This window comes from Bacillus sp. T3 (assembly GCF_033449965.1).
Lineage (GTDB): Bacteria > Bacillota > Bacilli > Bacillales > Cytobacillaceae > Bacillus_BU.
The window spans coordinates 3,354,591-3,368,830 of the sequence record NZ_CP137761.1; the positions used below are offsets into that span (position 1 = coordinate 3,354,591).

A 14,240-nucleotide genomic window follows, 5' to 3' on the forward strand; every position below is an offset into this window, starting at 1 on the left:
TTTGTTTTCTATTATTAAATAATATATTTACAATTGAATTAATTTTGTTTGTAATAAGGTGTGAAACTACATATAACCGCACAGATGGCACTGTGCGGTTATATTAATATTTATGTTGGCTGGGTGTTTTGGAATCGATCCCAGAAGACCTCGAACGCAGGAAAGAGTTACTAGTTATGAAATCTTCTAAGAAAGAAATACTCTAAATTTTATAGAATAGATTAATTAAAGGACAAAACATAATTTTAAGACTAATATGTTTTGTCCTTTATTATTCAAGGTTATGGCCCTAAAAAGAAAATTAAGCGCTGACCCTTTGCAGGAAAGCTCCTTATTGCTGAATAACAGTTTTATAATTAATAAACAGTATTATCTTTCTCTAATTCATGGTGAATTACTTCTCCTATAAGCCTTATACCCTCATTGATTTTGTCTATAGGCATATTCGAGTAATTTAAGCGCAAAGTATTTTTCTTTGTTCCATTCGGAAAGAATGGGCACCAGGAACAAACGCAACATTAGCTTCTAAACATTTAGCAAGCAATTCTTTCGAATCAACAGACTCAGGAAGCTCAACCCAAATAAATAATCCACCTTCTGGCTTACTGTAAGACAAATTCTTTGGGAAAAATTCGTCCATACAAGATAACATAGCTGTGCATCTTTCTTTATAAACAGCTTTGATTTTATTAATGTGCTCTTCGATATCGTAAAGTTCTAAATACTTTGTTGTAATTCTTTGAGCAAAGCTGTCAGTATGTAAGTCAGCTATTTGCTTAAAAATAACGTACTTATCAATTAAAGATTCGTCTGCACAAATCCATCCAAGTCGAAGACCAGGAGAAAAAATCTTAGAGAAAGTGCTTATATAAATTACTCTATTCTCAGTGTCAAAATGTTTCACAGGCGGAAGTTCCTCTCCAGCAAATCTTACAGCTCCATAGGGATTATCCTCTACAATCAGCACATCATATTGATTAGCAAGCTCAATCATTTTTTTTCGTCTTTTGAGTTTTAATGTGCGACCTGTAGGGTTTTGGAAATCAGGAATAGTATAGATAAATTTTGTGTTTGGATGCTCTTGAAGCTTTTTCTCTAGCTCTTCCATAACCATTCCATCTTCATCCATAGCTACTTCAACAAATTTGGCATTATATGACTTGAATGTATTAATTGCTGCAAGATAGGTTGGGCTTTCACAAATAATAGTATCTCCCTCATTAATAAATAATCTTCCAGTAAGGTCGATTGCTTGCTGGGATCCTGATGTGATAAGAACATTTTCAATAGTAGAGTTGATTCCGGTACCTTTCATCCTTTGACAAATAGCTTCTCTTAAAGGAATATATCCTTCAGTCGTACTATATTGAAGAGAATCCGCACCTTTATCATTCAATACAGCATTGCATGCATCCTTAATAGCTTCTACTGGAAACATCTCTGGGGCTGGAAGTCCTCCCGCAAAAGAGATGACTTCTGGTCTTTCTGTTACTTTCAATATTTCACGTGTCTCAGAAGATTTTACTAAATGAGTTCTCTTAGCAAATTTCTTTTGCATTTATAAACACTCCCCTTCTAGAAAGCTAATGCTTTAAACCTCCAAATAGATTTGAATCATCATAACACGCACAAAAAAGCCATACAATATTATAATTGTATGGCGAACAATATTAGGTAAGATCATTTAGCAAACGTTTAAGGATAATCAATACTTGCTCAAGCTCCTCGATCGTATTTGGTGCACAGACAGAAATCCTTACTGCCCTTTCTTGACACTTATTTCCAACACACCTACAAATAGAAGCCTTCCATATAATAAAACTATTTTAACTTAATAAACATCCCGCTGGTAACGGCCTTGCTTTTTCAAATCATTTAAATACGCTTCAGCTTCTTCTTGAGACATCGATCCTTCTTTGGCAATAACCTCAATCAGTGTGTTGTGGACATCTTTTGCCATGCGATCCTTATCTCCACAAATATAGAAGTAGCCGCCATTTTCGAGCCAATTGAATACTTCTTTGCTGTTTTCAAGAATTTTATGTTGAACATATACTTTTTGGTCAGTATCACGAGACCATGCAGTCTCTAATTTAGTGATGACCCCATCTTTTTGATATTGTTCTATTTCTGATTGGTAAAGGAAATCAGATGCGGCATGCTGGTCGCCAAAAAATAACCATGTTCTTCCTGTTGCTTTCGTTACCGCGCGTTCTTCAATAAACGAACGGAATGGGGCAATCCCTGTCCCAGGACCAACCATGATGATATCTGAATCAACCGATTCTGGTAAATGAAAGTGCTTATTTGGTTGAATAAATACTGGGAGGGTATCTCCTGCTTGGATACGTTCTGCAATTAATACAGAACAAACCCCTTTACGTAAACGGCCGTGCGCTGTGTATCTGACAGCACCGATTGTTAGGTGCACTTCACCTGGGTGCGCACTTATGCTGCTTGCAATCGAATAAAGGCGTGGTGTCATTTTTCTAAGCATCGATACAAAGTCTTGAGCAGAGCCTTTCCATGGACCAAAATCTTGAACCATATCTAGTAAATCTCGCCCTGAGCAATATTCTTTTAACTGGCCTGCATTTTCTACTAACAAAAGCTTTTGTAGCTCTTCGTTATCGGTTAATTCTGCAGCCTGCTGCAATATCTTTTTTGATAACAGAGTAATTTCAAAATAGGTTGTTAACGCTTCACTTACTGGAAGTGTTTCGCCTTGCTTATTAATCTCAACTTCCAATTCGGGATTCCAATTCATTTCCTTCATTAGGGAAGCCACAAGTTCCGGATCATTCGCAGGAATAATACCAAGCGCATCACCTGGTACATAGGATAGTCCTGACCCTTCTAATGAAAACTCAATATGGATCGTTTCTTTAATAGAACCTGCTCCATTTAATTTAACATTTTTTAAAACCTTCGCATGGAATGGATTTGTTCTTGAATATGGTGCTGCAGTATTTTTATCATTCGTTATAGTCTGTTGCATTCTTTTCACCTCAAAAAAGTAATCTATAATACACAAAAATTTTTTTACACAGTAAACGCATACATACTATTGTATATTGGACTTGCGAATAATGCATTAGTCAAATTTATGATATTTTTTTTATTTTTTTGTGCAAAAACCACTAAAATGGAGTTTTTTGTATTTTTACCTCAATTTTGCAATCAACTTTTGTTTATTTAACTTTTTCAAGAATTTTAACTATCTCCTTTGGTTTTAGCACCTTTCCATAAGAAACAACCTCATCATCAATGACCAATCCTGGTGTAGACATTATTCCATAGGACATTATATCTTGAATTTCAGTTATTTTCACAATATCTGCTTTGAGCCCTAACTCTTGTAATGCAGCCTCTGTATTTTCACTTAATCTCACACAATTTTTACATCCAGTTCCTAAAATTTTAATAATCATGGTTCTCTCCCCTTTATTATTTTTATAAGGATTATGTTTGCCTTACATTAAAAGGTAGCCAAAGTTGTTAAAGGTATAGCCTATAATGATGATTCCCACTGTAACGGTGCCAACAAATATAACTAGTAGTTTTGTCTTTACGACCTTTTTTAGCATGATGATTGATGGAAGAGATAGTGCTGTAACAGCCATCATAAAAGCTAATGCTGTTCCTAAACCCACTCCCTTTGCAACAAGTGCCTCTGCGATGGGTAGTGTTCCAAAAATATCAGCGTACATAGGTACCCCTACAATGGTTGCTAATAACACAGAGTACCATTTATCTTGACCGAGTACGGCTGTTATGACCGATTCAGGTATCCAATTGTGAATAGCAGCCCCTATTCCTACCCCCAATAATATGTAAAGCCATACTTTTTTGATGATCTCGACGACTTGATCCTTTGAAAAAATGAATCGATCTCGAGTCGTTAATTCGGCTTGTTTAGAATTAAGCTGATTATTGTTAAACACAAATGGTTCTACATACTTTTCAAGTTTCAATTTACTAATGATGGTACCGCCAAGAACGGCCAGTATTAGACCAACTACCACATAAGCAATCGCAATCTTCCAATTAAAGATACTAGCCAATAATATAACCGATGCTAAATCAACAAGGGGCGACGAAATTAAAAAGGAAAAGGTAACACCGATTGGCAATCCTGCACTCGTAAAACCAATAAATAAAGGAATCGATGAGCAAGAACAAAATGGTGTTACAGTACCGAGCAATGCACTCAATATATTAGCGGTTATCCCATTGAATCTCCCTAAGATTTCCCTTGTTCTTTCAGGTGGAAAAAAACTTTGAATATATGAAATCATAAAAATGAGAACAGAAAGCAATATAAATATTTTTATAACATCAAAGATGAAAAAATGAATGCTGCCCCCAACTCGACCGTCTACATCTAATCTAAACACATTATGAACAAGGAATGTTACGAGATTACTCAACCATTCCATTTTTAAAAGCTGGTCATTTAACCATTCAAAAATAGCCATGAAAACATCCCCCTATTATCGTTCAACCAAATATGGAATTATATTTGTTAATTTTTCTTTATTCAAATTATAAATGGTGAACTTCCCCTCTCTTCGCGATTCAATTATTCTGCCTTTTTCCATAATCTTTAAATGATGATTGATCGTTGAGGAAGCTCCACCTAAGCCCACAACTATTTCACACATACACATATCCTTAATCCAAAGCAGGGAAATAATCTTTAACCGTGTTTCATCACCTAAACCTTTAAAGAATGCAGAAATGCTTTCTAATTCTTCTCCGTCCAATACTTTTGGAAATTGCTCCTCTGCTAATTGTCGGATATTCTCCATCTCTTCATTCGTTTTCAAGACCCATACTGGTTTTGTGCCCAACCTGATTGCCTCCTTTATACTAAATCACTATCACATAATTCTTTTTTACTAGATTAATGATACAGCAACAGCTTCAATACAATTATAAAACTAATTTTATAGTTTTGAAATTATTTTTAAAAATTTGTACAAAAAAAATCCACCCTTTCTTACAGAAAGTAGTGGATTTAATTTTACTCTATGCGGTTAATACATCTTTGACAATTTCTCCGTCTTTTAAATTCAGTATTCTTGATCCATAAGAGGCCGCTTCCTTTGAATGGGTGACTTGAATGATGGTTTTTCCAAATTCGGTATTAATTGTTTTAAATAATTTCATAATTTCTATACCTGATTTAGAATCAAGATTTCCGATTGGCTCATCGGCAAAGATGATTTCAGGATTGAATAACAACGCCCTCGCGATCGCTACTTTTTGCTGTTGCCCACCTGAAAGCTCCCTTGGAGTATGCTTTTGTCGTGCACTCATACCGATAACATCAAGGATTTTCTTTAGTTCGTTTTCATAGGCTTTAGGCTTCTTTCCATCTAAAAGGATTGGTAGAAGGATATTATCCTCTACATTTAGATTTGGAACTAAATTATAAAACTGAAAAACAAACCCCATCTCCGTTCTTCTCATTCTACTTTTCTGTTTTTCTTTCATATTTGCATAATCTTTTCCATCCAGCAAAACATGACCGCTAGTTGGATTGTCCAGTCCGCCTAATAAATAGAGCAAAGTGGATTTACCGCATCCCGATGGTCCCATTATCGATAAAAACTCACCCTTATCGATTGAAAAATTTAAATCTTTCAGGACCTCCAAACATTCTGTTCCCATTTTAAAAGATTTATATAAATGATTAACTTCTATTGCGGCCACCAAGTTAGCTCCCCCCTTTTTATTCATACTTTAATTCCTGTACGATCTGAAGCTTCTTACTTTTAAATAATGTAGATAAAGAAGTAAGGATCATCAAAGCAATCACTGCAACAACGATTGTCCCGATCGATTCATAAGGATATCTCATCTCAAGATCAATCGTTAAGAATTTGAAGACGTCTTCAAGGCAAAGGTTTATTCCTAAAGCAGCCACCAAGGATATGACCAATCCGATTAACGCTTGGAATAGACTTTCCAGCATGATCATGTAGCCCCTTCCACCCTTGCTGAGTCCGGCTGAGCTTATGATGGCAATATCTTTTTTCCTTTGGATAAAGCTAATCGAAACATTTCCAATAATTCCAAAGGCCCCGATGACCATCGTAATATAAGAGAAGATTCCTAGAACATTGGTCATTTGCTGATTGTTTTCCTTATTGGTTTTTGCCATTTCAGCTTTAGTGATAATACTGACACCTAAGCCTTTCAGTTTCTTTTCGAGAGTCTTTTTCGCTTGCTTTGCCGGAATCTTAGTCGAAATAAAATATTGACTAGGATATTTAACATCAAAATGTTTTAATGCTGCCTGTGAGGAGATAAGATTATAGTTGCCATTATCCATCATTTTCGCATTAAAGATTGATAACACCTTAAAGGTTTCCTTCTTATCATCTGTTGAAAGAGTTATGGTATCTCCTTGTTTTATGCTATATCTTAACGACATTTGCTTTGAGATAATTATTCCATCGTCATGGTTTTTAAGTTTATCTAATTGTTTTTCTTTATCCTTGAACACGGTGTAGTTTTCAAATGTTTTATATTTTTCCGGATTCACATAAACTAAATTTAAACTCTTCGTACTATCACCATCAACGTTCGCCATCATCATCCCATTTGTATGAAGCGTATCTGCATCATGATATCCATTAACAATTTCATCAATATTCTTTGAAAAATTCGTATTACCACTGACCATCACATCAAAGTTCATACCATCATAAGCTCCTTGAACGACTTCGGTTATCGAAACACTTAACGAAGTAATCATCACAATGGCAATAACCGAAACGACAATGAGTCTTATATTGTTTATCAGCACCCTGGATGTCCTAACATTGTTAAAAGAAATCATCGATAATCCGCTCACATTTCTTAGGGCTCGAACAAGGGGATAACATACAATGTCTACTAGTTTAGGGATGACTACGATAATTCCGATAAAACCAAAAAACATTGCCGGCAATGACGTCATATAATTATATTTTGGTCCCAAAAAATGAAGGACAATAGTTATGACAATAAACACCAATCCTACGATAAAACCCTTCATCGTTATTTTATTAGAAGTGCTTATCGTATTTAAAATGACATCCTTAACGGGAAGCTTTCTTATTGATAAAATTGGGATTAATGTCGAGGCGACGGACAATACCACCGCAAAGAGAAAACCGATTACGAAATAGGGTATGTATAACTCCGTTGTCGCTTCTACGCCATACTCTTTTAATGGATTTGCAAAATAGGATATCAGAAACGTAAGCCCCGCTCCGATTAAATCACCGATGATTCCCCCTATTACTCCATATGCAAGGCTTTCTCTCAGTAATATTTTGATGATTCCCCCTTTAGTTGCCCCTTGACTTAAAAACACTCCGATTACGGATAATCTTTCAAGGATGATCAGCTTAAAGGAGCTATATATAATAAAAGTAGTCATTATTAAGACGATGCCCAACATGAAGAATAAAGGCATCCGTATCATATTTAATTGTTGTTCTAACGATTGTACATCATAGGTTTGCGAGGCAACGATTTTATTTTTCTTATGTTCCTCATTGAAATTTTTTATCCAGGCTCCCAGATCTTTACTCTTTACAGAAGCTAATATCACACTATATTTATTGCTCACTCCATAGATGGAAAAAATATTTTCCAGGTGGAGTTACAAAGGAGTATTGCCTTTCCGTTTCACCAAAAAACAAACCTTTATTGGTTGAAATTCCAACGATTTTGTAGCTAGCTTCTTTGCCTAAAATCGTTAAGGTTAATTCATCCCCAAGCTTAACTTTTAGCTTTTTACTAGCATTTTGAGAAATGATTAACTTTCGACCTGTAAAGGGCTCTAATTCACCTTTTTTTATTAATTCCATCGTACCAAAACGATTAAAATCAGAAAGAGTTGTTCCTGCTATTCTAAACTCCTTTTCGCTATTACTACTTAAGTAGCCTCCAAAATCTATTTCCTTAAAGCTTTTCTTAATGTCTGTGTCTTTTATACTGCTTGGGTCAAGTAACGGGACATCTAAGTTCTTACTTGGTGTGATTTGTATGTTGTATTCACCTAAGTTTCCTTTCACCTGTGCCGACATCGTACTCAGCAATGCCTTAATCGAACCTAAAGAGGCAACTAATAGTGCAGCACTAATGGCGATAGAAGTTAAAAGAAGCAGAGTTCTGCCTTTTTTCTCCGTCATGGACCTGAATAAATACCGACTAAAAACATTCATACTTAACTCCTTCTTTCTTTTATGTAAAGCCAAACAATTTTACATTGCTGTAATTATTTAATTTGTTCTCTACAACCTAACGGAGTCACTGTAAAAAAAGGTTCGTCATTGCTTTTTCACAATCTCATTAACCTATCAACTTAGTAAAAACAAGACTTTATACCTAGTCGTGTCCATAGTATCATACAATTTTGACTGTTCTCGAGTGAATTGTTACAAATGTCGGAATATTTAGCATACTATATCAGACAAATTTTTTCAGAAATAAAAAAGACCAAGGTTGAGGTTTCCCCCTACTTGGCCTACGCAATATATTATCTAAACATAATGATTAAAATTTTTCAAACTCAAACGGTTTGCGACACCTTTTCCCGACTGTCTGTCACAATCGTTTCAAGGAAATAGGCCCTTTCAAAGCCGTCCCGAGTGGCATCACCAAGAGAGGCAAACCCCGCAGCATCTCCTAAAACAAACACATTTTCCATTTGCTTTCGTAATGTTTCCTCTAATGGGTTATATGCCTCTACACCCATCGCAACAATAATATATTCTGATTCAAATTCTGAGGACTTACCAGAAATCAAGTCCTTAACAATAATACTGTTCGGAAGTATTCTTTCCACTATGTGGTCTGTAACAATGTTGACATTTAGTTGTTTCAGCTTATCAAGCAGTCTTAATCTCGTTTCAGCTCCGATTCTCTTGCTTGCTTTTGTAGGAATTTCTACATAGGTCACATCATTACCAGCTTCGGCAAGACGACGAGTTGTTCCATGACAAATCATCCCACTACCAACCACGGTAACTTTACTATTCGTAAATACTTTATCCTGTAATTTCATGTCTTCATAAGTATAGACATGATCTAAGTCATTGCCCTCTACCGGCGGGAGTTTAGGTCTACCACCTGTGGCTAATAAAACAGCAAAAGGATTGAGAGAGGTAATCTCTTCAACAGTTGCTTCTGTATTCATTCTGACATCAATATTTAATCGTTTCATTTCATTGCTAAGATAATGAATATGCCAGGTCATTTTCTTTAGATAATTTGGGTCTGTTACGAGGTGCAATTGACCACCAAGCTTCTGATCTTTTTCAAAAAGAGTTACATCATATCCTTTTAATGATAGATTTCGAGCTGCTTCCATTCCAGCTGGACCACCACCAACGACAACAACATGACGGTTTTCAGCTGAAGATAGGTGCTGCGGTACTTCAAACTCTAGTTCTCGGCCAGCTCTAGCATTAATAGAACACAGAACGTGTGAGTTCCCCATACAGGAATGGATACAATGGAGGCAGTTAATACATTTTCTAATTTCATCGACGCGTCCTTCCATTGCTTTGTTCACCCATTCAGGTTCCGCGATTAAGCCCCTTCCTATGGCGACAAAGTCTGCTCTTCCCTCAGATAAAATGTTTTCAACAAATTGTGGTTCTCGAATGGACCCAACAGTGATAACTGGAATCTTTACTACTTTTTTAATCTCCTCAGCTAGATAAACTCTCCAGCCCTGTTCAAATAACGGGGACTCAATAATTCTGTCCATAGAGTCATAGGTTCCACAACTAATATGCAGACCATCTATTCCTAGTTTTTCTAAGTAACGAGAAATATCCTTACCTAACTCTAAATCTATTCCACCTTCTACGAATTCATCGGCACTAAGACGAACTGTAACAGGATAATCCTTACCGCACTTTTCTTTAATTCCAACAATGATTTCTTCGATAAATCTCATTCTATTTTCAAAGCTTCCACCGTATTGATCATTTCGGACATTTGCCTCTGGGCTTAAGAACTGGTTAATTAAATAACCATGGGCACCGTGCACTTCCACACCATCTATACCAGCTTCTTTACATCTTATCGCAGTCTGAACAAATTTATTTACTAGTTCTTTTACTTCTACTGTTGTTAACTCTCGAGGTGCTTCACCTACTGCAGCACAGGTTACATTACTAGGTGCAACGATTTGTTTTCCATTTATTAACGCGGAGTTTGACTGTCTGCCGGCATGATGGATTTGCACAAAAACCTTCGCACCATATTTTTGTACTGCATTGGCTATCTTGTTTATGCCTGGGATGAAGCGATCATCATCCAGCCTTAATTGCCTAATAAATCCTTTTCCATATTCATAATCAATACAGGTGAATTCCACAATAATTAATCCAGTCCCACCTTTTGCTCTTTCTTCATAATACGCAATTAGCTCATCAGTGACTTCCCCTTCAGAACCTGCTAGATTTGTTCCCATCGGTGGCATCACAATTCTGTTTTTTAGTGTTAGGCTACCGATTTGACCTTCTTTGAACATGTTTTTGAAATACATAAGTTTGAAACCTCCCTTTTTGTAATCATTGCGAAGAAATTCACAATTTTTTTCTGGAAGAATTTATTCAATACTTATTTTAAAGGTAGTAGACAGAAATTTTCGTTTTTCATTTGATCGTTTCGTGACAATAGTATGTGAAATTTGTGGGGGAGGATGTACAACGAATTAATACAAATAAGGTGATTTTTTAGGAGGATAGAACCATTAAAAAGTTACTTTGGGAAGGACTACGACATTGCCGAAAATAATCAGAGCCTTTAAGATGAGGCATGATATCAACTTTTTCGTCTTGAATTGCACTTGTTAATTAACTGCGAAAAGCCGAATCTTCTAGAGAGATCCGGCTTTTCATACTATATATTTCAGGTTTAATTTTTGATTTCCATCATTGTTCCGTAATAAATTACATGGCGTGATTTTTCATTTTTCTTAGGAATGCTGGAGAGTGTAACCTCGTACATGAATTTCCCATAATCTGAAAGTATTTTAACTATAGTTTTCATTTTAATGCCCCCCTTTGTATTCGTAAATTTATTTTAATGCAGTAGTAAGATTTCCACAAAGTCGATATTTCCCTATGAAAGCGTGCAACATCGCGGCATATCGTCGTTTAAGTTCCATATCCTTCGATTTTCATCTTTTTTATCTGTTTCTTTATTTTTTAAAACCTGTTATATATCCAAATAATATAAAATGTGAATATTTCAACAACAAAAACCCTTGCACACCAATATATATTAACATAATTTTATATTTATCAATATATTTTGCCAAAACAATAAAACTGTATTATAGAAATCATTTTATAAATAAACACAGTTTGTCTGTTATTTAAACAGGAAAAGACAGATTCACAATGTTAAACGCTTTTTATGTAAAAGTTTTGAGATTGATTATTTTATAGATTAAGGGAAATCTTCTCAAGCTTGTGCATACAATATAGAGAAAGGAGGGATGGCAGATGGATCGCACTATTTTTCTTATGTTAGCGGGTATTATAGCCGGTTTTGCGTTAATTCGAGTTCCATTAGCAGGTACTTTCTTAGCAAGCATTTCACCAATCACTACAATCATTGGAATTTTAGTCATTTTAATCTTCTCCCTTTACGTAGTCTATAAAGGATTGATGGCAATGGCTGGAAAGTAAGCGCTTACAGAATGCTATTGTGAGATTACTTTGCAGATATATTATATTCGTATGTTCCTTAATGATGTTGATTTTTGAATCAGCATCATTTTTGTGTTGATAGAGAGGGAGATTTTTAATTAAAAACGTTTCGAAGAAAATAGATGAATCCACGGATAGGAGGCAAAATCCGTGGATTACACTATAAATGAAATAATCAAGATGCCAATTAATGATAAGATTATCAAATGCTGACCAATTGCACCAAAGGCCTCTTTACTTGAAATACCTGCGAATCGTTTTACCAACAAATTAAGCCCTGAAAATGGACTTAATGCTGTTGAGGCAGCCCATGTTAACAACAGAATCAAAGCGAGTGCCATATTACTCATCCCCAAATCTGATGTACTCAATTGCATTGCTAATGCCCCCACTGCTGCTATTTGATGAACCCCAATAAACGTAATTCCCAAAACAATTACCATAATCGCGATGGCAAACAGGAAAAATGATTGCTGGGCCAAACCGATTAAGAATACACTTACGCCATTCATTAAAGCTGTTCCCTTCATTGCAAAAGCCAGCATACCTGCGCTCATGAACAACATGATTTCATTATTCATCATGGAGACTGACTTATTGCGGAAATCATCCAGTAGAGGGAGGACTCGTTTCCAATCAGATGATAATAGTCCATGTACGAGAGGAACGATTACTGAAACTAGACTAACAATCACAATCATCGACCAACCTGTAGTCTTTTCGATCAAGAGACATGACCCCATTAATACAAAAACAAATAACACGAGTTTGATAAGTTGATAGCGGTGTTCCTTACCTAATGGTTCAACGATTGCTTCCCGTTTAGAAAATGGGTTTTGCTTCTCCCAAATCGCAAATAATATATTTCCAACTAACAGGGACAATAGAGAGAGTCCAATCCCATAAATGATATAATCCTTGTATTGAATATCAAGATAGTGTAGTACTAATGAAACCGATGCAAAATAAGGTGACCACATCACAGCCGATGTAAAACCCACCACATAACTTTTAGCTGACATTTCGGATGGAAGCTTTAAGTCTTCTAAAAAATCATGAATAATTCGGACTGCACCTAAGCTTAAAATGGGACTTAGCACGAACAACGTCCCAGGTAATTCCTGAATAGAGCTTTTTGGGATGATGCAATAAATGGTGCAGCAAACGGGAAACAGATTCGAAAAATCCACCAAGCTTTAGCGGAATCGATAATAGCGGCGCTATCGTTATAAGACATAACAAAGGCAGAATCGTAAAAATCCCTTCACTTATCCCTTCAATACCGGTCCCTTTACTCCATTCCACTACAATTCCAATCCCCATCATTGAAACCCCAATAATCCTTGGAAACCTGTCAGGATATAAAGCACAACTAAGAAATGCTAATAACGCAATTCCTACTACTACTAATTGCAACCACTGAAGTTCTGCAAAATATTGAACTAAAAATAAAAAGCACATCCCCAAAATGAGATTACTTCGCATATTTTGTCTCTCCTATAAATCAACGATTAAATCATATCTAAAGGAACTTTCCAGGTTTGGTTTTGGATATACCTTATCTAGTCTAGCGAAATCTTCTTGGTCAAAATGAATCGCAGCGGCATCGGCATTTTCGATAACATGCTCTAATTTCGTCGCTTTCGGAATGGCGATCAAATCATTAGACCGAATACACCAGGCAAGGATGATTTGTAACGGCTTCACCCCATACTTCTGAGCAATAGCAGCAATGGTTAAATCTGTTAACAACCGGCTCCTTAAGGTACCGCCTTGAGCGATTGGAGAATAAGCCATTAACGGCACATGATTCTCTCTTTGCCATGGAAGTAAATCATAGTCAATCCCTCTTGATCCAAGGTGGTATAACACTTGATTCGTTGCACATTTATTTCCATTGGGTGTATGCCACAATTCTTCCATGTCATCCGTATCAAAATTGGACACACCCCACCTTAATATTTTCCCTTCTTTTTTGAGCTTTTCCATGCCTTCTATCGTTTCTGACAGCGGAACACTGCCTCTCCAATGTAATAGATATAAATCCAGATAATCTGTTCCTAATCTTTTCAAACTGTTTTCGCAAGCAGTAAATATCTTTTTTAAGCCCGCATTGTGAGGGAATACTTTTGAAACTAAAAATACTTCATCTCTACAATCCTTTATGGCCTCTCCAACTACCGTTTCTGCTCCTCCATTCCCATACATTTCCGCTGTATCAATTAGGGACATTCCTAATTGTAATCCCAATTGTAATGCTTTAATTTCATTCTCTTTGGAACGATTGTTCTCTCCCATGCCCCAGGTCCCTTGCCCTAGAACCGGAATATTCGTTCCATCATTCAACGTTATCTTTCGTTTTTCTAAATTGCTTCGAATTTCGCTTTTAGTACGGTCATTTAATAAACTCATCGAACAAGTAATCCTCCTTTTTTACGATTTGGCTGTATTAAATCTGTCTGTTGATTTCCACTCCAATCAACAGAGTTCTCAAAAATCAATACCGTC

At 36.1% G+C, this 14,240-nt stretch carries 13 protein-coding genes and 2 pseudogenes; 1 reads left to right on the forward strand and 14 read right to left on the reverse strand.

Translation table 11 applies throughout. The features are described from left to right. Positions 1 to 454: 454 nt before the first annotated feature. The 11 genes and pseudogenes from RGF10_RS17185 to RGF10_RS17230 all read right to left on the reverse strand — a co-directional run bounded on the left by RGF10_RS17185 (position 455) and on the right by RGF10_RS17230 (position 11,067). Entirely contained in the window at positions 455 to 1,558 is a 1,104-nt protein-coding gene (locus RGF10_RS17185) for an aminotransferase-like domain-containing protein (RefSeq protein WP_318504044.1), read from the reverse strand. 112 nt (positions 1,559 to 1,670) lie between these two features. Beyond that, positions 1,671 to 1,787 (reverse strand): annotated as a pseudogene (locus RGF10_RS23955) (hypothetical protein); the annotation flags it as partial. A 44-nt stretch (positions 1,788 to 1,831) separates the two neighbouring features. Continuing rightward, complete coding sequence (locus RGF10_RS17190) at positions 1,832 to 2,998, reverse strand: sulfite reductase subunit alpha (RefSeq protein ID WP_318504046.1); 1,167 nt, start codon at positions 2,996 to 2,998, stop codon at positions 1,832 to 1,834. Positions 2,999 to 3,191: 193 nt separating this feature from the next. Then, positions 3,192 to 3,431 (reverse strand): thioredoxin family protein, encoded by a 240-nt coding sequence (locus tag RGF10_RS17195; protein WP_318504048.1) that lies wholly within the window; start codon positions 3,429 to 3,431, stop codon positions 3,192 to 3,194. 42 nt (positions 3,432 to 3,473) lie between these two features. Next, on the reverse strand, positions 3,474 to 4,478 hold the full coding sequence (locus RGF10_RS17200; protein WP_318504050.1) for a permease: 1,005 nt from the start codon (positions 4,476 to 4,478) through the stop codon (positions 3,474 to 3,476). Positions 4,479 to 4,493: 15 nt separating this feature from the next. After that, positions 4,494 to 4,853 (reverse strand): ArsR/SmtB family transcription factor, encoded by a 360-nt coding sequence (locus RGF10_RS17205; protein WP_318504052.1) that lies wholly within the window; start codon positions 4,851 to 4,853, stop codon positions 4,494 to 4,496. Between the two features lie 178 nt (positions 4,854 to 5,031). Further along, entirely contained in the window at positions 5,032 to 5,718 is a 687-nt protein-coding gene (locus RGF10_RS17210; RefSeq protein WP_318509555.1) for an ABC transporter ATP-binding protein, read from the reverse strand. A 19-nt stretch (positions 5,719 to 5,737) separates the two neighbouring features. Beyond that, on the reverse strand, positions 5,738 to 7,609 hold the full coding sequence (locus RGF10_RS17215) for an ABC transporter permease (RefSeq protein ID WP_318504054.1): 1,872 nt from the start codon (positions 7,607 to 7,609) through the stop codon (positions 5,738 to 5,740). 7 nt (positions 7,610 to 7,616) lie between these two features. Continuing rightward, positions 7,617 to 8,225 carry an ABC transporter permease gene (locus RGF10_RS17220; RefSeq protein WP_318504056.1) on the reverse strand — a complete coding sequence of 203 codons (609 nt, stop codon included), beginning with the start codon at positions 8,223 to 8,225 and terminating at the stop codon, positions 7,617 to 7,619. Between the two features lie 347 nt (positions 8,226 to 8,572). After that, positions 8,573 to 10,561, reverse strand: a complete 1,989-nt coding sequence (locus tag RGF10_RS17225) for an oxidoreductase (protein ID WP_318504058.1) — start codon at positions 10,559 to 10,561, stop codon at positions 8,573 to 8,575. 371 nt (positions 10,562 to 10,932) lie between these two features. Then, positions 10,933 to 11,067, reverse strand: a complete 135-nt coding sequence (locus RGF10_RS17230) for a hypothetical protein (RefSeq protein WP_318504059.1) — start codon at positions 11,065 to 11,067, stop codon at positions 10,933 to 10,935. 458 nt (positions 11,068 to 11,525) lie between these two features. Between RGF10_RS17230 and RGF10_RS17235 the strand changes: the two genes are divergently transcribed. Continuing rightward, positions 11,526 to 11,711, forward strand: a complete 186-nt coding sequence (locus tag RGF10_RS17235) for a hypothetical protein (protein ID WP_318504061.1) — start codon at positions 11,526 to 11,528, stop codon at positions 11,709 to 11,711. 176 nt (positions 11,712 to 11,887) lie between these two features. Here RGF10_RS17235 and RGF10_RS17240 read toward each other — a convergent pair whose 3' ends face one another. The 3 genes and pseudogenes from RGF10_RS17240 to RGF10_RS17250 form a co-directional block, all read right to left on the reverse strand. Further along, complete coding sequence (locus tag RGF10_RS17240) at positions 11,888 to 12,832, reverse strand: hypothetical protein (protein WP_318504062.1); 945 nt, start codon at positions 12,830 to 12,832, stop codon at positions 11,888 to 11,890. Then, positions 12,786 to 13,217: a hypothetical protein gene (locus RGF10_RS17245; RefSeq protein WP_318504064.1), complete on the reverse strand. Its 432-nt coding sequence runs from the start codon at positions 13,215 to 13,217 to the stop codon at positions 12,786 to 12,788. Before RGF10_RS17245 ends, RGF10_RS17240 begins: the two co-directional genes overlap by 47 nt. A gap of 26 nt (positions 13,218 to 13,243) precedes the next feature. Next, a pseudogene (locus RGF10_RS17250) lies at positions 13,244 to 14,144 on the reverse strand (aldo/keto reductase). Between the last annotated feature and the right edge of the window lie 96 nt (positions 14,145 to 14,240).